The organism is Leifsonia araucanica (assembly GCF_051161895.1).
Classification (GTDB): domain Bacteria; phylum Actinomycetota; class Actinomycetes; order Actinomycetales; family Microbacteriaceae; genus Leifsonia.
The window spans coordinates 1,230,290-1,250,811 of record NZ_JBMBTW010000002.1; the positions used below are offsets into that span (position 1 = coordinate 1,230,290).

Genomic DNA, 20,522 nt, shown 5'->3' on the forward strand with positions numbered 1-20,522 from the left:
GGCAGGTCAGACCTCGTCCCGCCAGGTGTGCTCCGGCTCATAGCCGAGCACCCGGCGGGCCTTGGCGATCGACAGCAGCGAGTCGTTGACCCCCAGTTCGCCCTTCAGGGGCACGCCGGGGAACACCTCGGCGACGAGCTCGGCGTTCGGGCGGGTCATCACGGTGTCGGCCGCGGCGATGATGAAGCGGTCGAACCCGGTGGTGTCCCATTCCAGCGCCCGCAGGATCGCCTGCGCGCCGTCTCTGGCGTCGATGTAGCCCCACAGGTTCCACTTGCGCGCCTGCGCGTCCGCATCGAAGCCGGGGAACGCCGCGTAGTCCTCCGGGTTCATCACGTTCGAGAACCGCAGCGCGACGATCTTGAGCGCCGGGTCCCAGCGCACCAGCTCGATCGCCAGCTGCTCCTCGAGGTGCTTGACCAGCGAGTACGTGCTCTCCGGACGGGCCGGGTAGTCCTCGTCCACCGGGATGTACGGCGGCGGCACGTCGAACGGCAGTCCGAGGACGGTCTCGCTCGAGGCGTACACGATATTCCGGATGCCCGCCCTGCGCGCCGCCTGGAACACGTTGTACGTGACCCGGATGTTGTTGTGGAAGGTGGCGACGTCGCTCAGGATGCCCGGTGCGGGGATCGCGGCGAGGTGCACGATCGCGTCGAAGCCGTCGTGCACGTCGTTGACGCCGAGGATCGCGTCGATGGTCTGGCCGTAGTCGGTGAGGTCGACACGGACGAAGCCGGGACCGCGCTCCCCCGTCGCATCCAGATTCACGACGGTGTTGCCCGCCGCCCTCAGTTCGCGGACGACCGTGCGCCCGAGTTTTCCTGATCCACCGGTGACCGCGATACGCATGTCGCCAGTCTAGGCGTCGGACGGGCGCAGACGGCCGATCAGAACCAGTCCGACTCGCGGACCTGTTTCATCGCCTCGCGCCTGCTGTCCTTGTCCAGCCTGTCGAGGTAGAGCTTCCCGTCGAGGTGGTCGGTCTCGTGCTGCAGCGCCTGCGCCATGACGCCGGTGCCGGACACCTCGATCTCGTTGCCGTCGAGGTCGATGCCGCGCACCGTCGCCGACGGGTAGCGGGCGGTCTTGAACCAGAGTCCGGGCACGGACAGGCAGCCCTCGTCCACCAGCTCCGGCTCTCCGGACACCTCGACGAGCACCGGGTTGATGACGTAGCCGATCTCGCCGTCGACGTTGTAGCTGAACGCGCGCAGGTTCACGCCGATCTGCGGGGCGGCGACGCCCGCTCGCCCGGGCGGCAGCACGCTGTCCACCAGGTCTTCCACCAGGCCGCGCACGCCGTCGTCGATGTCTCCGATGGGCTCGGACACGGTCTTCAGGACGGGGTCGCCGAACAGGCGGATCTGACGTTCGGTCACAGCTGTCTCCTTGGCAGGGGCACGGGATGCGCGGCTCAGGCGCGCGTGGTGGGCAGGCCCTCGACCACCAGAGCGGCGAGCGTGCGCGCCGACTGCTTGGTCAGGGGCTTCAGGTCTTTGTACGACACGACGGAGCCCGCGGCCAGCTGCGGGTCGTACGGGATGCGCACGACGTCGCGGACGCGCGACAGGAAGTGCGACTCGATCTCCTCGAGCTTCACCAGGTTGGTTCCCTGGGTGGCCGTGTTGAGCGCCACGACGGCGTTCCTGACGAGGTCGCCGTAGCCGTTCGCCTCCAGCCAGGTCAGCGTCTCGGACGCGAGACGCGCCTCGTCGACGCTGCCGCCGGAGACGATCACGACGGAGTCTGCACGCTGCAGGGTGGCGCGCATCACCGAGTGGACGATGCCGGTGCCACAGTCGGTGAGCACGATCGAGTAGAACCGGGCGGACAGGTCGGCGACCACGTTGTAGTCGTTCTCGTCGAACGCCTCGGAGAGCAGAGGGTCGGTGTCGGAGGCGAGGATGTCGAGCCTGGTCTCGTCGCGGGAGACGAGGGCGGAGAAGTCGGTGAAGCCGCCGATGCTCGCGGCCTTGTGCACCACATCCCGCACCGTTGCCCGGGTCTGCTTGGGGACGCGCTCCGACAGGGTGCCGCGGTCGGGGTTCGCGTCGATCGCGACGATGCGGTCTTCGCGGGCGTCGGCCAGCGCCATCCCGAGCAGGGTGGTGACGGTGGTCTTGCCGACGCCGCCCTTGCGGGTGAGCACGGGGACGAAGCGCGTTCCGCCCTCGAACTGCTTCTGGATGCGGTGGTCGAGCTCCTTGCGGGCGCGCGCCTTGGCGGAGTCGCCGAGGTTGACCATCCGGAACGTGACGTTGTAGACGAAGCGCTGCCAGCCGCCCTCCGGGCCGGGGCGCGTGTTGCGGTTGACCTCCAGCAGGCGGTCGGCGGTGAGCATGGCGGCCGGCTCCGGCTGCTGCGAGTGCTCGCCGCGCAGGCGCCCGCGGCGGGACTGCGAGAACGGGTCGGACGACGGCAGGTCCGGCACGTCGCGCTGCGCGTCCTGGGCCGCGTCCGCTGCGATGGTGCCGGTGGGCCCCGTGGTGTGCCGGGAGGCGACGATGGCGACCGACATGGTGGTCGGCTCTGCGGGCGACGCGACGAAACCGGGGTCGACCGGGACCTCGTCGATCGCGACGGCGGCCTCGTCCTCCGGCACCTCGGGCGCCGGGGCGGGCGGAAGATCGACGGCGATGCTGAGATTCTCCGGAACCGAGATGGTCAGATCGTCGTCAGGCGACACGAGCGCGCCCGGTTCGGGGCGCTCGGGCTTGAGGTTGTCTGGCACGGATCACGTCTCTTTCTGCCGCTGCACGCGGCGCCCACCAGTTTAGCTGGCCGCCGCGCACAGCAATCGAGTCCGGACGTATTCACGCGCCACACCGGGTGACGCGTGAACGAGTCCGGACTCGATCGTGAGGGGGGATCAGGCGGGGGCGACGACGACCAGGAGGTCGCCCGCATCCACCTGCTGGGTCTTCGGGATGGCGAGGCGCTCGATGGTGCCGGCGATGGGGGCGGTGATGGCCGCCTCCATCTTCATCGCCTCGATGGATGCGACGGCCTGCCCTGCTGCCACCGTGTCACCGACCGCGACCTGCAGGGTCACCACTCCGGAGAACGGGGCGGCCACCTGGCCGGGCTTGGCGCTGTCGGCCTTCTCGGCGGCCTTGGACTCGACGACGATGCCGCGGTCACGCACGAACACCGGCCGGAGCTGGCCGTTGAGCGTGGTCATGACCGTGCGCATCCCCTTCTCGTCGGCCTCGCCGATGGCTTCCAGGCCGATGTAGAGGCGAACGCCCTTGTCGATCTCGATGACGTGCTCCGTGCCCTGCTTGAGGCCGTAGAGGTAGTCGAGCGAGTCGACGACGGACAGGTCTCCGAAGAGCTCCCGCATCTGCTCGTAGATGCGCGTGGGAGCCGGGAAGAGCAGGCGGTTGAGCGTCGAACGGCGCTCCTCGCTCGAGCCTTCCAGCGCCTTCGCGTCGGCGGCCGAGAGGTCTTCGACGCCGACCTTGACGGTCTTGCCCGCGAGCACCTTGGTGCGGAACGGCTCCGGCCAGCCGCCGGGCAGCTCGCCGAGCTCGCCGGCCATGAAGCCGACCACCGAGTCCGGGATGTCGTAGTTCTGCGGGTTCTCGGCGAAGTCGGCCGGGTCGGCGTGCACGGCGGCGAGGTGCAGCGCGAGGTCGCCGACGACCTTCGACGAGGGCGTCACCTTCGGGATGCGGCCCAGGATCTGGTTCGCAGCCGCGTACATGTCCTCGACCAGCTCGAAGTCCTCTGCGAGGCCGAGCGCCTTGGCCTGCTGACGCAGGTTGGAGAGCTGACCGCCCGGGATCTCGTGCTTGTACACCCGGCCTGTCGGGCCCGGCAGGCCGGACTCGAACGGGCGGTAGACCTGGCGCACGGCCTCCCAATACGGCTCCAGCGCGTTCACCGAGGCGAGCGAGATGCCCGTGTCGCGCTCGGTGTGCGCGAGGGCCGCGACGAGGGCGGACGCGCTCGGCTGGCTGGTGGTGCCCGCCATCGGCGCGCTCGCGACGTCCACAGCGTCCGCACCTGCGCGGCTGGCCGCGAGCAGGGTCGCCAGCTGGCCGCCCGGGGTGTCGTGCGTGTGCACGTGCACCGGGAGGTCGAAACGCTCGCGGTACGCGGAGACGAGCTTCTCGGCCGCCGCGGGACGCAGCAGACCCGCCATGTCCTTGATCGCGAGGATGTGCGCGCCGGAGTCCACGATCTGCTCGGCGAGCTTCAGGTAGTAGTCGAGCGTGTAGAGGTCTTCGTTCGGGTCGAGCAGGTCGCCGGTGTAGCAGACGGCCACCTCGGCGACGGCGGTTCCCGTCGCGAGCACGGACTCGATCGCCGGGCGCATCTGCGACACGTCGTTGAGGGCGTCGAAGACGCGGAAGATGTCCACACCGGTCGCAGCGGCCTCACGGACGAACGCATCCGTCACCTGGGTGGGATACGGCGTGTAGCCGACCGTGTTCCGGCCGCGCAGCAGCATCTGGATGTTCACGTTCGGCAGCGCTTCGCGCAGGGCGGCCAGGCGCTCCCACGGGTCCTCGCCGAGGAAGCGGAGCGCGACGTCGTACGTCGCCCCGCCCCAGGCCTCGACGGACAGCAGCTCCGGCGTCATGCGTGCAACGTACGGAGCGACGGCGAGCAGGTCGCGGGTGCGGACGCGCGTGGCCAGCAGCGACTGGTGCGCATCCCGGAACGTGGTCTCCGTGACGGCGAGGGCCGTCTGGTTGCGGAGGGCCTGCGCGAAGCCGGCGGGGCCGAGCTCCAGCAGCTTCTGGCGAGAGCCGGACGGTGCAGGAGCGCTCAGGTCGATCTTCGGCAGCTTGTCGACCGGTGCGTGGGTCTCCGGGCGGGCGCCGTTCGGCTGGTTGACCGTGACGTCGGCGAGCCAGTTGAGCACCTTCGTGCCGCGGTCCTTGGATGCGCGCCCCTTGAACAGTTCAGGGCGCTCCTCGATGAACGAGGTGCTGACGTCCCCGGCGATGAAGTCCGGGTCGTCGAGCACGGCCTGCAGGAACGGGATGTTCGTGGCGACACCGCGGATGCGGAACTCGGCCAGACCGCGGCGCGCGCGGCTGACCGCAGCGGCGAAGTCGCGGCCGCGGCAGGTCATCTTGGCGAGCATCGAGTCGAAGTGCGGGCTGATCTGCGCGCCGGGGTTGATGGTTCCGCCGTCGAGGCGGACGCCGCCGCCACCCGGCGAGCGGTACGTGGTGATCTTGCCGGTGTCCGGGCGGAAGCCCGCGGTCGGGTCCTCCGTGGTGATGCGGCACTGCAGGGCGGCGCCGCGGATGTGCACCGTCTCCTGGCTGAGGCCGAGGTCGGCCAGCGACTCCCCCGCCGCGATGCGCATCTGCGACTGGACGAGGTCGACGTCGGTGATCTCCTCGGTGACCGTGTGCTCCACCTGGATGCGCGGGTTCATCTCGATGAAGACGTGCTCGCCTGCGCGCTCGCCGGCGGTGTCGAGCAGGAACTCGACGGTTCCGGCATTCTCGTAGCCGATCGACTTCGCGAACGCGATCGCGTCGGCGTAGAGCGCCTGGCGGGTGGCGTCGTCGAGGTTCGGCGCCGGGGCGATCTCGATCACCTTCTGGTGACGGCGTTGCACGGAGCAGTCGCGCTCGAACAGGTGCATGGTCGCACCGTGCGAGTCGGCGAGGATCTGCACCTCGATGTGGCGCGGGCGCAGCACGGCCTGCTCCAGGAACATGGTCGGGTCGCCGAACGCGCTGTCCGCCTCGCGCATGGCCTCTTCGAGGGCTCCGCGGAGGTCGTCCTTGGTGTTGACGCGGCGCATCCCTCGTCCGCCGCCGCCTGCGACCGCCTTGGCGAAGATCGGGAAGCCGATCTCGTCCGCCTGGGAGATCAGGAGGTCGATGTCCTTCGACGGGGGCGTCGACTTGAGCACGGGGACGCCCGCAGCGATGGCGTGCTCCTTGGCCGTGACCTTGTTTCCGGCCATTTCGAGCACGCGCGGCGGCGGGCCGATGAACGTGATGCCGGCCTCGCGGGCGGCCTCCGCCAGCTCGGGGTTCTCGGACAGGAAGCCGTATCCGGGGTAGATCGCGTCCGCGCCGGACTCCTTCGCGACGCGGATGATCTCCTGCACGTCGAGGTACGCGCGCACCGGGTGGCCCGGCTCGCCGATCTGGTACGCCTCGTCCGCCTTGAGGCGGTGCATGGAATTGCGGTCCTCATACGGGAACACCGCCACAGTTTGAGCGCCGAGCTCGTAAGCGGCCCTGAAGGCCCTGATGGCGATTTCACCGCGGTTGGCAACGAGGATCTTACGGAACATGGGGACCTTTCGAGCAGGGGGCTACGCCACACAGCAAACGGTTAGGTTCTCTAAGACTAGTGAAGGTAACGTGGCTTCTTGTGCACGTACTCAGCGTTAGTTCCCTCAAGGGCGGTGTCGGAAAGACCACAGTGACGCTTGGACTGGCCTCCGCGGCGTTCGCCAAGGGGCTCCGAACGCTCGTGGTCGATCTCGACCCGCAATCGGACGTGTCCACGGGCATGGACATCCAGGTGGCAGGCCACCTCAATGTCGCCGACGTCCTGGCGTCCCCGAAGGAGAAGATCGTCCGTGCGGCGATCGCCCCCTCCGGCTGGACCAAGGGCCGCAGCGGCAAGATCGATGTCATGATCGGCAGCCCGTCCGCGATCAACTTCGACGGCCCGCACCCGAGCATCCGGGACATCTGGAAGCTGGAGGAGGCGCTGGCGAACGTCGAGCACGACTACGAGCTCGTGCTGATCGACTGTGCGCCGTCGCTGAATGCGCTCACCCGCACGGCGTGGGCGGCCAGCGACCGCGTCGCCGTCGTCACAGAGCCGGGCCTGTTCTCCGTCGCCGCCGCCGACCGTGCGCTGCGTGCGATCGAGGAGATCCGCCGCGGCCTCTCCCCCCGCCTGCAGCCGCTCGGCATCGTCGTGAACCGTGCCCGCGTCCAGTCGCTGGAGCACCAGTTCCGCATCAAGGAGCTGCGCGACATGTTCGGCCCGCTCGTGCTCTCCCCTCAGCTGCCGGAGCGGACGTCGCTGCAGCAGGCGCAGGGCGCGGCGAAGCCGCTGCACGTCTGGCCGGGCGAGAGCGCGCAGGAGATGGCGCACAACTTCGACATGCTGCTGGAGCGCGTGCTGCGCACGGCCCGCATCGGCGAGTACGCGGTCGCGCCCTAGCTAGCCCTGCCCAGGCACCGCTCCGCCAGCGCGCTGGCCCTCTCGTCCTGCGGTTCCTCCGTTTTTGCGGAGATTCGGCGGAAATCGGCGGGCGTCTCCGTTCCGACGGAGATTCCAGCGGCGCGCCGCGCGCGATCTCCGCTCGAACGGAGTCGCGCATCCACTGGTCGTTCAGCCGGAGTTCCGGCTCGACACACCGCGCAAGACTCCGCCCGAACGGAGCCAAGAGTGGGATGCGCGTGGAACGCCGCTCTTGCGGAGAAGGCGAAACTCCGCTGGTGCGGTGAAGTGGAAGAAGGCGGGGCGGCCGGGTGACGGCTCAGGAGGCCTTGGAGGCGCGACGAGCGGCGAGCTCGTCCATCGAGTCCGTCTGGGTGTCGAGCTCGACGAGGCTCGACTCGACCTCGCGGAGGACCTTGCCGACGGCGATACCGAAGACGCCCTGGCCGCGGCTGACGAGGTCGATGACCTCGTCGTTGGAGGTGCAGAGGTAGACGCTCGCGCCGTCGCTCATCAGCGTGGTCTGGGCGAGGTCGTTGACCCCGGATTCGCGCAGCTGGTTGACCGCGGTGCGGATCTGCTGCAGCGAGATGCCGGTGTCGAGGAGGCGCTTGACGAGCTTCAGAACCAGGATGTCGCGGAAACCGTAGAGGCGCTGCGAGCCGGAGCCCGCCGCACCGCGGACCGTCGGTTCGACGAGTCCGGTGCGCGCCCAGTAGTCGAGCTGGCGGTACGAGATGCCTGCCGCGCGGGCGGCGACGGCTCCTCGGTAGCCGTTCGCGTCGTCCATCTCGGGGAGGCCGTCGGTGAACAGCAACCCCAGATCGTACCGGGCCGCGTCGTTGTCACGACTCAGTTCACTCATGGGTTCGCCTCTCGCCCGGTCTTGGGATGCGCATGTTCGACAGGCGCATCATCCACGGTACCCATGCTCAGGGTCGCGGGCAACGACATTCGCAGTTTGACTATCGGCGTGTCGAGCCGATCCGTCAGTGGGGGTCGCGCGGTCACGGCTGGATGCGCGACAGAGCCGACCGGATGATGCTGCCGCGCACCACATCCAGCTGTCCGGCGATCTCGCGGGCGAGCTCCGCGGTCTGCGCCCTGCTCGACACGTCGTTGCGCCGGGCGATCGGCACGAGGGCCGTCTCGATGAGCCCGAGTTCGCGCTGTGCTGCGGCCCGGAAGCCGCGCAGGTGGCGGGGTTCGATGCCGTGCCGCTGCAGCTCGACGAGCGCGCGGAGCACGGCCAGCGTCTCCTCGCCGTAGACCTCGGCGGGAGCGATGACGGATGCGGTGATCGCGTCCTGCAGGAGCTCCTGGGTGGCCTGCGCCTCTCGCAGCAGCTCGCCGCGCTTGAACCGCCTGCCGGTCGGCAGCATCGACGGCCCCACACTGGGGGCTGCGCCGGGCTTCGGCGGGTTGAGGCCTGCATCCAGGTCGGCGAGGTACGCCTTGATCACCTTGAGCGGCAGGTAGTGGTCGCGCTGCATCCCGAGCACGATGCGCAGTCGCTCGACATCGTCCGGCGAGAACTTGCGGTACCCGGATGCCGTGCGAGCCGGGGACACCAGCCCGCGCTCCTCGAGGAAGCGCAGCTTCGACGACGACAGGTCGGGGAACTCGGGCGCCAGGCGCGCGAGCACCTGGCCGATACTGAGCAGCGCAGGCGAGCCAGCCCGTGCGCTCGCTGCTTGCCGTGCCACTAGTTCGGGGCCGACGCTGCGAGGTCGAGACGCGAGGCGTAGAACGTGAGGCGGAACTTGCCGATCTGCACTTCGGCGGAGTCGGAGAGCAGGGCGCTCTCGATGCGGACCCCGTCGTAGTACGTGCCGTTCAGCGATCCGAGGTCGCGGACCTCGAACGCCGTGCCGCGTCGCGTGAACTCCGCGTGGCGGCGGGAGACGGTCACGTCGTCCAGGAAGATGTCGGCGTTGGGGTGTCGCCCTGCGCTCGTCACATCGGCGTCGAGCAGGAAGCGCGCGCCGGTGTTCGGACCGCGGCGGACGATCAGCAGAGCCGAACCGGACGGCAGGGCCGCGATTGCCTCCTGCTCCTCCGGTGAGATCTCCCCATCCATCGGGTACATCTTCGACACGAACTCCTCGCCGAAGCGTGCGGTCGTGTCTTCGTTCCCCGCGGCTGAATTACGCAGGGGGTTGTTCTCGGCGTCATCCGCCGGCCCATTCGGGTAAGTCTCGTCAGGCACCGTCAACCTCCTCTTATTCCAGCGTATCGGATCGTCCGGCCCCGTCGTCCGCCGGAAGGCGGATTACGCGGGCTGTTTCTCCGATATACACAAAACCGGCCCACCAGTAGAGGAAGGCCCCCCACAGCGCGAACGCCCAGCCGAGCGGCAGGGAGAACGGCGCGAGAGCATCGAATGCCTCTCCGAGCATGAGAAGCGGGAGCGCCCAGAACAGGCAGAATGTGGCCACTTTCCCCAGGTGGTGCACGGGAAGCGGGCCGAAGCCGTGGTTCGCGAGGATGACGCCGAGCACCGCGAGCATCACGTCCCGCGCCACGATGATCGTCACCAGCCACCACGGGATGACGTCCCGCCAGGCCAGCCCGATCAAGGCTGCGAAGATGTACAGGCGGTCGGCGGCCGGGTCGAGCAGCTGGCCGAGCCTCGACACCTGATTGAGCCGTCTGGCGAGGAAACCGTCGAGGAAGTCGGTGATGCTCGACACCACGAGCACGAGCAGCGCGAACGCATCCTGACCGTCGATCACGAACGCCAGGAACACCGGCACCAGGGCGAGCCGGAAGAAACTCAGGATGTTCGGGACCGTCAGGACCCGCGAACTGACCTCGCGCGCACCGACACCATCCACGGGATACGAGTCTAGTGATTCCCTTCTCCGCGCCGGGAGGCTCCCCGGCGCGCGGCGAATGCGTGCATAAGATGTGGGCGTGGAGCCATTCATCGTCAGTCTCTGGATACTCGTCGGCGTCTGCGTCGTCACCTGGGTGCTCTCGCTCATCACCGGCGAGCACTCCTGGGTCGACCGCATCTGGTCGATCGTGCCCGTCGCATACGTCTGGGTGTACGCCGGATTCGCCGGGCTGCAGGATGCGCGGCTCGACCTCATGGCGATCCTCGTCACCCTCTGGGGCATCCGGCTCACCTTCAACTTCGCGCGCAAGGGCGGGTACGCGCCGGGCGGGGAGGACTACCGCTGGGCGGTGCTGCGCGGCAGGATGCCCGGCTGGCAGTTCTGGCTGTTCAACCTGTTCTTCATCGTGATCTACCAGAACGTGCTGCTGTTCCTGATCACCCTCCCCGCCTGGACCGCCTACCTGCACCAGACGCCGCTCGGCGTGCTCGACATCGTCTGCGCCGTGGTGTTCCTCGCGTTCCTGGTGGGCGAGACGGTGGCCGACCAGCAGCAATGGAACTTCCACCAGTGGAAGAACGCGGAGAAGGCGGCCGGTCGCGACCCGCAGCCGCGCTTCCTGCAGAGCGGGCTGTTCCGCGTCTCCCGGCACCCCAACTTCTTCTTCGAGCAGGCCCAGTGGTGGGTGCTCTTCCTGTTCGGCTGCGTGGCGGCCGGGTCCATCCTGCAGTGGACTGTGATCGGGCCGCTGCTGCTGACCGGGCTGTTCATCGGGTCGACGGTCTTCACCGAGAGCATCTCGGTGTCCCGCTACCCCGAGTACGCGCAGTACCAGCGGCGCACGTCGCCGATCGTGCCGTGGCCGCCGCGGCGCAACGGCGACGAGCCGGCACCCGCTGCTCCGTGACCGCGGCGCGACGGCCGCGGCGTGCCAGCCGCGCGAAGGTCGGACCGAGCGCGTACCGTTGACGCATGTCCTGCATTCGGTTCAACACCCCGGCCCAGCGTCAGGCGATGCGTGAGCACCGACCGGCGATGCTCACCGCGGAGGAGGCGGCGGCACTGCACCCGTCTCCCCCGGTCACCGAGAGCAAGATCCGTCGGCTGAGGCTGCTCGCCTCCGACCCGAACCCCAAGATCCGGGAGAGCGTCGCGAGCAGCTACAACACCCCGGACGACCTCTTCCTCACCCTCGCGAACGACCCGGACGCCGGCGTGCGCGGCTGCGTCGCGAAGAACGAGGCGACCCCCTGCGACATCCTCCGGATGCTCGCGGACGACCGCTCCGAGACCGTGCGCGGCTGGGTGGCGATCAACTACTTCGTGCCCGCCGACGTGATGGACAAGCTCGCCACCGACAAGAGCAAGACCGTCCGCAGCCTCGTGAAGTGGAAGAGCCAGCTGGCCGAAGCGGTCTGATCGTGGCCGAACCTGCGAGCGTCCGCGTCGACTCCTGGGCGTGGGCCGTGCGCCTCTACAAGACACGCTCCGCCGCATCCACTGCCACCAAAGCCGGGCACCTGCGGGTGAACGGCGACAAGGCGAAGCCCGCGACGCCGGTCAGGATCGGCGACGAGGTGCGCGCGAGGGTGGGCGACACCGAGCGCATCCTGATCGCCAAACGGCTGATCGTGAAGCGGGTGGGCGCGGTCGTCGCCGCCGAGTGCTTCGACGACCTGACTCCCCCGCCCCCTCCGAAGGTGGAGGCGCCGTCCGCCGTGCTGCGCGAGCGCGGCGCCGGGCGTCCGACCAAGCGGGACAGGCGCATCCTGGATCAGCTGCGGGGGCGCTGATGGCGGTCGCCAGGATCGGGATCTCCGGCTGGACGTATGCGCCGTGGCGCGGCACGTTCTACCCGAAGGGGCTGCCGCACCGCGCAGAGCTCGAATATGCAGCGGAGCGGCTCGACTCGATCGAGATCAACGGCAGCTTCTACGCCCTGCAGAAACCGGCGAGCTACCGGCGCTGGGCGGAGGAGACGGCCGACGACTTCGTGTTCTCCGTGAAGGGCGGGCGGTACATCACGCACATCCTGCGGCTGAAGAACGCGCGGGAGGCGGTGGCGAACTTCTGTGCGTCCGGCGTGCTCGCGCTCGGCGCGAAGCTCGGGCCGGTGCTCTGGCAGGTGCCACCGAACCTCGCGTTCGACCCGGAGGCTGTGACCGCGTTCCTCGCGATGCTCCCCCGCACGACGACCGCCGCTGCCGCCCTCGCGGCGGAGACCAGCCTGGACGAAGACAGGACGTTCCTCGACCCGGGCCCCGAGCGGCCCATCCGGCACGCCATGGAGGTGCGGAACCCGTCGTTCGACGTTCCGGAGTTCACCGCCATCGCGCGGGATGCGGGGGTCGCCATCGTCGTCGCGGACACCGCAGGGCGCTACCCCGTGATCCGGGAGACCACCACGGACTTCCAGTACGTGCGGCTGCACGGCGACGAGGAGCTGTACACGAGCGGATACACGCCGGACGCGCTCGCGCGCTGGGCCACGGACATCCGGGGCTGGCTCAGCGACGGGCTGGACGTGTACGCCTACTTCGACAACGACGCCAAGGTGCGCTCGCCCGTCGACGCGATGGCGCTGCGGGCGCTCCTGGCCGGCTGAGCGCTCAGTCCTCGATCACGGACACCACGTTTCCGGCCGGATCGCGGAACCAGGCGATGTTCGGGCCGCGGTCCACCTCTTTGCCGCGCAGGACGCCCTTGGCGTCGGTCGGCAGGTTCGGGTCGTCGTAGATGTCGGTCTTCACGCCCTTGGCGTTGAGGTCGTCGACGGCGGCGTCGATGTCCGGCACCACCAGGTTCAGGATGGTGAAGCTGGCCGGGGTGTGATCCGGCTTCGGGTAGATGAACACGTGACCGCCGGACGGCAGCGCGAGGTCGAGGTTGCCCATCGGGCCGTCGGTGATGTTCAGACCGAGGGTGTCGCCGTAGAACGCCTTCGCCGCGGGGATGTCGTCGACGCTGAAACCGCTGAAGATGTCGAGTGAAGTGACCATGTGCCCACTCTGCTCCCTTGCGCCTGCCGCGTCCAGGGGCCCAGGTCTTGGTGCCCGGCATCCGGGGTCCCAGCATCCGGGGTCAGACGAACCGGATGCTCTCCTGCAGCCGGGTGCGCAGCTCGAACGCGCGGTCGACGCTCTCCCTGCCCGCCGCGTTCGCGCCGTTGCGGAGCACCTGCGGCAGCAGGGACCGCCGCACGAGCAGCGATCCGGAGAGCCGGCCGCGCTCGATGCGGTCGTACGGAACGGCGAGCGCGTCGTCCGGCACGACGATGATCAGGCCGGTGAAGCGCACGCCGACCTGGCGCGAGAAGGTCTTGGAGTCGCGCAGGAGGTCGTGGAACGGCTCCTCGTCGCGGTCGACCGCCTCACCGACGATGTCGCCCTTGGAGAGCTTCACCTCGCTGCCCCAGTCGGCGGAGCGGATCGCGAACAGGCCGGCCGGGCCGAGCACGACGTGGTCGAGCTTGGCGTCGGAGCGGGGATGCACGGAGACGTCGTTCCAGATCGTGAACCCGATGCCGAGCCCGGCGACGGCGCGCGCCGTGGCCTCCTCGGCGAGCGCGACGGCGAGCAGGTGGCGGATCTCGCGCGGCGCCGAGCGGACCAGCCCAGGGTCGTACGGGTCGTCGAGCTCGGTGCCCCTGCCCATCCACTCGCGCATCAGGTGCAGGTAGCGTTCGCGGGCCTGGCCGCCGGGGTGGCCGTAACTGCGGGCGCGGACGGTGGCGCCGCGGGACTGGGAGCGGGTGGCGTGGAAGGTGGCGCTGAAGCCGTTGCCCGCAGCCCCGTCGGCGCTGACGTCGCCGGCGTATGCCGCCTCGCCGCGGTCGTAGCGGGCGCGGTCGTCCGGCTCTCCGACGAGCTCCCAGGCGTCCTGCACCGCTTGGAAACGGGCGGCTGTCCCGCCGGTGTCCGGGTGCGTCTCGCGCAGGAGCCTGCGGTACGCGCGACGCAGCTCCTCGTGGCTGACGGTGGATGCGACGCCGAGCACCTCGTATGGAGTGGGCGAAGCCGGGCTGTCGCTCATCGCTCGTTCGTCTTTCTCGGCCGGTGTGGTGCGTGCTGTTGCTGCGCGTGTCTTCCGACGATACCGTCCCTGCGCTGTGAGCTTCCTCCCCAGCGGCCGGGAGAGAGATGTTATCCACAATTTGCTATTGAGGCCGGATCTTGTCCGCATTCCTCTCTAGCGTGGAAGTACGAAGAAAGAACAGGGCAGCACCCGACAGAAAGGCACCGATCATGGCCATCACAGACTGGCGCATCGAGCTCATCACCATCCCGGTCACCGACGTCGACCGCGCGAAGGCGTTCTACGTCGACCAGGTCGGCTTCACCGCCGACCACGACCACCGCGTCTCCGACACCCTCCGGTTCGTGCAGCTCACCCCTCCCGGCTCCGCGTGCTCGATCGCGTTCGGCGAAGGACTCACCGACATGGAGCCCGGCAGCCAGCGCGGACTGCAGATCGTGGTGCAGAGCGCGGACGACGCCCTCGCGCACCTGCGTGAGAACGGGGTGGAGGCGGAGGGCGTCGCCGACCTGGACTGGGGGCGGTTCGTGACGTTCTCCGACCCGGATGGGAACACGTGGGCGCTGCAGGAGCTGCCCAAGCGGGGGTGAGCCCGGGGCCGGGGCGGCGGCCCGCGGCGGGCGGGTCAGGCGGTCAGCGTCGCGTACAGGATGAGGAGCATCGTCACGACGAAGCCGCACGCGTAGTTGATCCAGAGGAAGCGGCGCCAGCCTCGGTTGGCCGACGCGGAGTCCTCGTCGCTCACCGACCAGAACGGCGCGGCGGCGACGATGTACGGGATGGCGAGGACGGCGGCGATCGGTCCTGGCCACGCGGTCAGCAGCATCGCGAGGCCCGCGAGCGCCCAGGCCGCGATGGCGAAGCGGGTGGTGGTGCGCGCACCCAGCACCGTGGCGATCGAGGAGATGCCGCCCTCCCGGTCGGGCACGACGTCCTGCACGGCGCCGAACGCGTGACTTCCGATCCCCCAGAGGAAGAAGGCGAGCAGCACCGCGAACAGCTGCGGGGTGAAGGCGGCGCCCGCCAGCACCAGCCCGTACACGGCCGGGCTGACGAAGTGGGTGCTCGAGGTGACCGAGTCGAGGAACGGGATCTCCTTGAAGCGCAGGCCCTTCACCGAGTACGCGATCACCGCGAACACGCTCACCGCGAGCACCAGCCACGACAGCGGGGAGCCGACGATGACCAGGTACACGAGGAACGGGAGGTTGGTGACGGCGGCGGCGATGAGGATGCGCCTGTGCATCCCGCGGTCGAGCACGGCGCCCTCCGCGCCTCCCTTGCGGGGGTTCCGCAGGTCGGACTCGTAGTCGAAGACGTCGTTGATCCCGTACATCGCGAGGTTGTACGGGATGAGGAAATACAGAGTGCCGAGCACGAAGGTGAGGTCGAGCTGCCGGGTGGTCAGGAGGTAGGCGGCGGCGAACGGGAAGGCGGTGTTGATCCAGCTGAGCGGGCGGGAGGCGAGCACGAGCTGGCGGAACGTGGAGGACGTCTGGGCTGCCATCGTCATTCCGGTCTCCGCTTCCGGACGAGGAGCCAGAGGGCGGGGAGCAGCAGGAGACCGGCCAGCGGGTACGCGAAGTCCTCGATGGGCACGAGCCCGATGCGGGCGCCGCTGATCGTGGTCTCGCCGTAGGTCATCAGGCCGGAGCCGATCATCACGTTGTCGAAGACGGCCGTCAGGACCGCCAGCAGCACACCCGCGATCAGGACAGGCAGCCACCAGCGGCGGACGATGGCTGCGCGGTCCCTGGCCGTGGCAAGCGCGACGGCCAGGACGACGAGCGCGAGTGCGAGGAAGGCGAGGCTGAGGAGGAGGTAGGTCATGCGCGCCCCCGATCGCGGCCGCGGTCGAGGTTGCGATCACGGTCGCTGCCACGATCGCCACGCCGGTCGAGCACGAGGCGAGCGCCGGTGATCACGACCATCGTGAGATAGCACAGGAAGGCGAGGAAGAAGACCTCCTCGAGCGGGAGCTCCGGGGCGAGCACGATGCCGGTCATGTAGCCAGACTCTCCCCGGGCGAAGACGTGCAGGCCGATGCCGGCGAGGTCCCAGGCGAGGAAGAACAGCACCCCGGCCACCAGCACGATCGTGGCGCGGCGCGCATCCCGCCAGAAGAACAGGCGGAAGCGGTGGTCGATCAGCACCATCGCACCCAGCGACAGGAGGATGAACAGCAGATACAGGATGCTCACGCCACCGACTCCGAGCGGGTCTCCGCAGCGAGCGGCTCCGGCAGGGGTCCGGTGCTGGTGTCGCCGCGGAGACGCTTCAACACCAGCTCGGCACTGATCAGGCACATCGGCAGTCCGATGCCGGGAATCGTCGAGCCTCCGGCGTAGAGGAGGCCGTCGACCTTCGCTGAGGCGTTGCGTCCGCGGAAGAAGGCGCTCTGCCGCAGCGTGTGCGCCGGTCCCAGAGCTCCACCCCGCCAGGAGTTCAGGTCGGTGGCGAAATCGTCCGGGCCGACCGTGCGGCGCACGATGACACGGTCCGCGAGGTCCGGGATGCCCGCCCAGGCGGCGACCTGCGCGATGGCGGCGTCCGCCGTCCGCTCCACCAGGCGGTCGCCCGTTCCGTCGACACCGCCGGAGCCGATGGAGACATCGGCGGGCACGGGGACGAGCACGAACAGGTTCTCGCTGCCGTCGGGAGCGACGGTCGGGTCCGTTTCGCTCGGCTTGCAGACGTAGAGCGACGCCGGATCCGGGATGGACGGCTCCGCGCCGTAGATGCGGTCGAAGTTGTCCGCCCAGTCCGTGGTGAAGAAGAGGTTGTGGTGGGTCAGCTCCGGGAGGGCTCCGCGGACGCCGAGCATCACCAGCACGGCGCCGGGGCCGGGGTCGCGGTGCTCCCAGTACGACTCCGGGTATGTGCGCAGCGCCTCGGGCAGCAGGGTGGTCTCCGTGAAGTGCAGGTCGGCGGCCGAGACCACGGTGTCCGCAGGGACGAAGTGCAGGCCGCCGGACGCATCCCGGTACTCCACTCCGGTGACCCTGGCGCGGGCGGCGCCCGGCTCCGTGCGGATCGCCGTCACGCGGGCGTCGGTCTGCAGGTGGGCGCCGTCGGCTCGGGCGATCGCCGCGATCCTGTCGATGATGGTGCCGAATCCGCCCTGCGGGTAGCGGACGCCGTCCTCCAGGTCGAGGTGGCTCATCAGGTGGTACATGCTCGGCGCACGGTCGGGCGACGTGCCGAGGAACACCGCGGGGTATCCCAGGATCTGGCGGAGCCGGGTGTCCCGGACCGTCCGCGCCGCCCGACGCTCCAGAGTCTCCAGCAGCAGACGGCCGAGGCGGCCGAGCTTCGTCACCAGGTCGCGTGAGAACAGCGGGCGGAAGGTGGCGAACGTCCCGTAGAGGAACCGGTCGACCGCCATCCGGTACGTCTCGCGGGCGCTGGCGAGGTAACGGTCGAGGCGAGGGCCGGAGCCGGGCTCGACGGACTCGAAGAGCGCGCGGTTGGCCGGGTAGTCCGCTCGCACATCCAGGGGCGCAGCTCCGGACTCCGAGAACACACGGTATCCGGGATCCAGAGTGACGAGATCGAGCTGCTCGGCAGAACTGGTGCCGAGGAGCCGGAAGAAGTGGTCGAAGACCTCGGGCATCAGGAACCACGACGGCCCGGTGTCGAAGCGGAAACCGTCCGCTGACCAGGTTCCCGCCCGGCCGCCCAGCTGGTCGTGCTGTTCCAGGAGCGTGACCCGGTGGCCGTCCACCGCGAGGAGTGCGGCGGTCGCGAGACCGGCGATGCCTCCGCCGATCACGACGACCGACGCCTGGGCAGCGCTGGGGCGTTCGCCGGTCATCGCGACGACCCCGCGCCCCATCCGGCCGTCGCGCGCATCAGGATCGCGAGCTTCGTCCTGGTCGGGACGCTGACACGCGTCGACAGCAGCAGAGGGGCCGGCGTCGACCGGATGCGGTCGGTCAGCTCCGCGAACAGGCCGTGCGCCGCGGCGATGGCGCGGCGGCAGTTGTCCGGCAGCTCCGGGATGGCGTCCTGGGCGGCACCGAGGTCGCGCTCGATGTCCACCACGAGCTCCAGCTTCTGCCGCTCCGTGAGCCTGCCCGGGTCGATGCCGGGAAAGTAGCTGCGGCCGAGCTCCGTCCAGTCGACGGCCAGATCGCGGAGGAAGTTGATCTTCTGGAAGGCGGCGCCGAGCCGGCGGGCGCCGCTCTCCAACCGCATCCGGCGGTCGGTGGCGACCTGCTCGTGGGAGAGGAACGCGCGCAGGCACATCAGCCCGACCACCTCGGCCGACCCGTAGATGTACGCGCTCAGCTCGTCCGAGCTGAAGTCCACCGGGCTGAGGTCGCGGCGCATCGACCCGAAGAACGGCGCGGTCAGCGACGGCTCGATCCCGACGGCCCTGGCCGTGCACGCGAACGAGTGCACGACGACGTTGGCACTGTATCCGGTGCGCATGGCCCGCTCGGTGTCCGCCTCGAGGGCGTCGAGCAGTGCGCGCTGGTCGTCGACGGCGAGACCGGCCTCCGCCGCCGCTCCGTCGACGATCTCGTCGGCGATCCTCACCAGGGCGTAGATGTCCTCGACCTGGGGCCGCACCTCCGGGGAGAGCAGCTTGGTCGCCATCCCGAACGACGTGGAGTACTCGTGGATGATCGTGGCGGAGCTGGTGTGCGCTGCCCGCGTGTAGAGGGACAGATCGGTGGGGGCGGCCGGTCGGGCACCACCGGCGGTGGTGAGCTCGGCCTCCCTGGTCACGCGATCCTCCCGACGCAGGAGCGGGCCACCGCCGAAAGCTCGTCGGTCAGCGACAGAGGGAGCCCGGGGACGGCGAGGGCGGCGACGGCGGCGTCCGCGTACTCGGCGACGAGCCCCTCCACGAAGGCGCGCGAACCGCACGCGTCGAGCAGCGCTGCGAGGCGGCGACCGTCGTCGTGGTCGAGGTCCGGACGTCCGAAGTGCTGCTCGATGGTCGGCCAGGCCGAGGTCGCGCGCGCGTACGCGATGAGGGAGGTCTCCTTGCCCTCACGCAGGTCGCTGACGATGCTCTTCCCGGTGGCATCCTCCTCGCCGAACACGCCGAGGATGTCGTCGCCGAGCTGGAAGGCGATGCCGAGCAGCCTGCCGTACTCCCCCAGCGCCGCCAGCACGTCGCCGCCCGCCCCCGCGAGCATGGCGCCGGCGGCGAGCGGCCCGGCGAACGAGTACGCGGCCGTCTTGCGCTCGGTCATGGCGAGCACATCCGGCAGTCGCGCCTCGTCCAGGCGCAGGCTGTACGACACGTCCGACAACTCCCCCGCCGCCGTGACGAAGATGCTGTGGTCGAGCAGGTCGAGCAGCGCCGTGCGGGTCGGCGACGGCACATCCAGCCGGGCGATCAGCGAGGCCGCGGCGTGCAGCAGCAGGTCGCCGGCGAGGATGGCGGCGGTCTCGCCCCAGAGGGCGGCACGCTCACGGTCGATGCCGCGGGCGGCCGCATCCCCGGCGAACTCGCCGGCCACGTTGGGGCGTCCTCGCCGCACCGTGTCTCCGTCGATCACGTCGTCGTGCAGCAGGAACGCGGTGTGCAGCAGCTCGAAGGCGACGGCCGTGTCCACGGCGTCGGCCGCGGTCGCGACGCCGGACGCCTCGCCGCCGATGGCGTCGAAGGCGCTCAGCACGAAGCCGGGACGGATGCGCTTGCCTCCCTCGCTGGCGCTCCGCGCACTGCTCCAGAGGCGCTGGTATTCGCTGCCGTACCGCGTCGCCTGCTCCGACCTCTCCGTGAAGAAAGCGGCGAGCCTGGCATCCACCTCCGGCAGACCGATGCGCGGTGCTCCCTGATGGATCTGGGTCATCCTACGCTCCTTTGTCTAGCCAAGTAAGTAAATAACTTAGCACGCTTCTTACTATCGGGCATAGGATGTGCGCATGGGTTTCAATGAGGACGCGCGCCGCGTCTCCGGGTCGATGCTCGACCCCCGCGTGATCGACCCTCGGCAGGAACTCGTCCGCCACGACGACCTCACCGAGGTCGACCTCGAGCGGGTCGTCGTGCTCCTCACCGCGCTCAAAGACTGGCGGGAGGCCGAGCAGAAACTCAGCTTCGAATCGCGCAGCAAGATGAAGCTCAACGACACGGACATGAAGGCGCTGCGGTACATCATCGCGTCGGCGAACGCCGACGTCGCCGTCACGGCGGGCGCGCTCTCCGAGCACCTGCACATCTCGACAGCATCGACGACCAAGATGCTCGACCGGCTGGAGCGTGCAGGCCACATCGAGCGGCGTCCGCACCCGACAGACCGCCGCGCGGTGACGGTCGCGATCACGGAGGAGACGCACCGCGAGGTGCGCCGCGTGATGGGGAGGCAGCACGCGCACCGCTTCGAGGTGGCCAGAGGCCTGAACAGCGACGAGCGCGAGATCGTGATCCGGTTCCTCACCGACCTCGCCGCGATCCCGCAGCTCCCGGAGGATCCGGAAGACGCCGAGGAACCGGAAGCGGCCGAGACCCCCGCGCGCTGA

General features: G+C 69.5%; 23 protein-coding genes. 7 read left to right on the forward strand and 16 right to left on the reverse strand.

Annotated elements, in window-relative coordinates; genetic code table 11:
- Positions 1-6: 6 nt before the first annotated feature.
- The 4 genes from ACN6M5_RS05905 to ACN6M5_RS05920 form a co-directional block, all read right to left on the reverse strand.
- Positions 7-852, reverse strand: coding sequence for an NAD-dependent epimerase/dehydratase family protein (locus ACN6M5_RS05905; RefSeq protein ID WP_085368002.1), 846 nt, complete (start codon positions 850-852; stop codon positions 7-9).
- A gap of 38 nt (positions 853-890) precedes the next feature.
- Positions 891-1,382, reverse strand: coding sequence for a peptide deformylase (def, locus tag ACN6M5_RS05910; RefSeq protein WP_085368004.1), 492 nt, complete (start codon positions 1,380-1,382; stop codon positions 891-893).
- Between the two features lie 35 nt (positions 1,383-1,417).
- The gene (locus ACN6M5_RS05915) at positions 1,418-2,734 is read right to left on the reverse strand and encodes a MinD/ParA family ATP-binding protein (protein WP_085368006.1); all 1,317 of its coding nucleotides are present in this window, start codon (positions 2,732-2,734) and stop codon (positions 1,418-1,420) included.
- A 138-nt stretch (positions 2,735-2,872) separates the two neighbouring features.
- A complete protein-coding gene (locus tag ACN6M5_RS05920; protein WP_434948873.1) occupies positions 2,873-6,277 on the reverse strand; it encodes a pyruvate carboxylase in 3,405 nt (1,134 codons plus the stop codon).
- A gap of 80 nt (positions 6,278-6,357) precedes the next feature.
- On the opposite strand from ACN6M5_RS05920, the gene ACN6M5_RS05925 reads away from it, so the two are divergent.
- On the forward strand, positions 6,358-7,164 hold the full coding sequence (locus tag ACN6M5_RS05925) for a ParA family protein (RefSeq protein ID WP_434948874.1): 807 nt from the start codon (positions 6,358-6,360) through the stop codon (positions 7,162-7,164).
- A 319-nt stretch (positions 7,165-7,483) separates the two neighbouring features.
- On the opposite strand, the gene ACN6M5_RS05930 is transcribed toward ACN6M5_RS05925, so the two are convergent.
- The 4 genes from ACN6M5_RS05930 to ACN6M5_RS05945 all read right to left on the reverse strand — a co-directional run bounded on the left by ACN6M5_RS05930 (position 7,484) and on the right by ACN6M5_RS05945 (position 10,001).
- A complete protein-coding gene (locus ACN6M5_RS05930) occupies positions 7,484-8,029 on the reverse strand; it encodes a MerR family transcriptional regulator (protein ID WP_085368013.1) in 546 nt (181 codons plus the stop codon).
- A gap of 142 nt (positions 8,030-8,171) precedes the next feature.
- Positions 8,172-8,870: a transcriptional regulator FtsR gene (ftsR, locus tag ACN6M5_RS05935; protein WP_434948875.1), complete on the reverse strand. Its 699-nt coding sequence runs from the start codon at positions 8,868-8,870 to the stop codon at positions 8,172-8,174.
- Positions 8,870-9,319 carry an FHA domain-containing protein gene (locus ACN6M5_RS05940; protein WP_085368106.1) on the reverse strand — a complete coding sequence of 150 codons (450 nt, stop codon included), beginning with the start codon at positions 9,317-9,319 and terminating at the stop codon, positions 8,870-8,872. The genes ftsR and ACN6M5_RS05940 overlap by 1 nt, the downstream gene beginning before the upstream one ends.
- A gap of 67 nt (positions 9,320-9,386) precedes the next feature.
- Entirely contained in the window at positions 9,387-10,001 is a 615-nt protein-coding gene (locus ACN6M5_RS05945) for a CDP-alcohol phosphatidyltransferase family protein (protein WP_434948876.1), read from the reverse strand.
- Positions 10,002-10,080: 79 nt separating this feature from the next.
- On the opposite strand from ACN6M5_RS05945, the gene ACN6M5_RS05950 reads away from it, so the two are divergent.
- The 4 genes from ACN6M5_RS05950 (at position 10,081) to ACN6M5_RS05965 (ending at position 12,609) form a co-directional block, all read left to right on the forward strand.
- A complete protein-coding gene (locus ACN6M5_RS05950) occupies positions 10,081-10,911 on the forward strand; it encodes a DUF1295 domain-containing protein (protein ID WP_179150706.1) in 831 nt (276 codons plus the stop codon).
- A 65-nt stretch (positions 10,912-10,976) separates the two neighbouring features.
- On the forward strand, positions 10,977-11,423 hold the full coding sequence (locus ACN6M5_RS05955) for a hypothetical protein (RefSeq protein ID WP_434948877.1): 447 nt from the start codon (positions 10,977-10,979) through the stop codon (positions 11,421-11,423).
- Between the two features lie 2 nt (positions 11,424-11,425).
- Positions 11,426-11,797, forward strand: a complete 372-nt coding sequence (gene hslR, locus ACN6M5_RS05960; RefSeq protein ID WP_168689657.1) for an Hsp15 family ribosome-associated heat shock protein — start codon at positions 11,426-11,428, stop codon at positions 11,795-11,797.
- Entirely contained in the window at positions 11,797-12,609 is an 813-nt protein-coding gene (locus ACN6M5_RS05965; protein ID WP_434948878.1) for a DUF72 domain-containing protein, read from the forward strand. The genes hslR and ACN6M5_RS05965 overlap by 1 nt, the downstream gene beginning before the upstream one ends.
- A 4-nt stretch (positions 12,610-12,613) precedes the next feature.
- Here the strand turns inward: ACN6M5_RS05965 and ACN6M5_RS05970 are convergent, their stop codons facing one another.
- Both ACN6M5_RS05970 and ACN6M5_RS05975 read right to left on the reverse strand, forming a co-directional pair.
- Entirely contained in the window at positions 12,614-13,003 is a 390-nt protein-coding gene (locus ACN6M5_RS05970) for a VOC family protein (RefSeq protein WP_434948879.1), read from the reverse strand.
- 82 nt (positions 13,004-13,085) lie between these two features.
- Positions 13,086-14,036, reverse strand: coding sequence for a DnaJ domain-containing protein (locus ACN6M5_RS05975; RefSeq protein ID WP_434948880.1), 951 nt, complete (start codon positions 14,034-14,036; stop codon positions 13,086-13,088).
- 212 nt (positions 14,037-14,248) lie between these two features.
- Between ACN6M5_RS05975 and ACN6M5_RS05980 the strand changes: the two genes are divergently transcribed.
- Complete coding sequence (locus ACN6M5_RS05980; protein WP_434948881.1) at positions 14,249-14,629, forward strand: glyoxalase superfamily protein; 381 nt, start codon at positions 14,249-14,251, stop codon at positions 14,627-14,629.
- Positions 14,630-14,664: 35 nt separating this feature from the next.
- Here ACN6M5_RS05980 and ACN6M5_RS05985 read toward each other — a convergent pair whose 3' ends face one another.
- The 6 genes from ACN6M5_RS05985 to ACN6M5_RS06010 are packed head-to-tail and all read right to left on the reverse strand — an operon-like array spanning position 14,665 to position 19,852.
- Positions 14,665-15,552, reverse strand: coding sequence for a prenyltransferase (locus ACN6M5_RS05985; protein WP_434948882.1), 888 nt, complete (start codon positions 15,550-15,552; stop codon positions 14,665-14,667).
- Positions 15,549-15,869 (reverse strand): lycopene cyclase domain-containing protein, encoded by a 321-nt coding sequence (locus ACN6M5_RS05990; RefSeq protein WP_434948883.1) that lies wholly within the window; start codon positions 15,867-15,869, stop codon positions 15,549-15,551. Before ACN6M5_RS05990 ends, ACN6M5_RS05985 begins: the two co-directional genes overlap by 4 nt.
- Positions 15,866-16,240: a lycopene cyclase domain-containing protein gene (locus tag ACN6M5_RS05995; protein WP_434948884.1), complete on the reverse strand. Its 375-nt coding sequence runs from the start codon at positions 16,238-16,240 to the stop codon at positions 15,866-15,868. Before ACN6M5_RS05995 ends, ACN6M5_RS05990 begins: the two co-directional genes overlap by 4 nt.
- The gene (gene crtI, locus ACN6M5_RS06000) at positions 16,237-17,853 is read right to left on the reverse strand and encodes a phytoene desaturase family protein (RefSeq protein ID WP_434948885.1); all 1,617 of its coding nucleotides are present in this window, start codon (positions 17,851-17,853) and stop codon (positions 16,237-16,239) included. The genes ACN6M5_RS05995 and crtI overlap by 4 nt, the downstream gene beginning before the upstream one ends.
- The gene (locus tag ACN6M5_RS06005) at positions 17,850-18,773 is read right to left on the reverse strand and encodes a phytoene/squalene synthase family protein (protein WP_434948886.1); all 924 of its coding nucleotides are present in this window, start codon (positions 18,771-18,773) and stop codon (positions 17,850-17,852) included. The genes crtI and ACN6M5_RS06005 overlap by 4 nt, the downstream gene beginning before the upstream one ends.
- Positions 18,770-19,852 (reverse strand): polyprenyl synthetase family protein, encoded by a 1,083-nt coding sequence (locus tag ACN6M5_RS06010; RefSeq protein WP_434948887.1) that lies wholly within the window; start codon positions 19,850-19,852, stop codon positions 18,770-18,772. Before ACN6M5_RS06010 ends, ACN6M5_RS06005 begins: the two co-directional genes overlap by 4 nt.
- Before the next feature lie 73 nt (positions 19,853-19,925).
- Here ACN6M5_RS06010 and ACN6M5_RS06015 point away from each other — a divergent pair, with 73 nt between their 5' ends.
- Positions 19,926-20,522 (forward strand): MarR family winged helix-turn-helix transcriptional regulator, encoded by a 597-nt coding sequence (locus tag ACN6M5_RS06015; RefSeq protein ID WP_256921844.1) that lies wholly within the window; start codon positions 19,926-19,928, stop codon positions 20,520-20,522.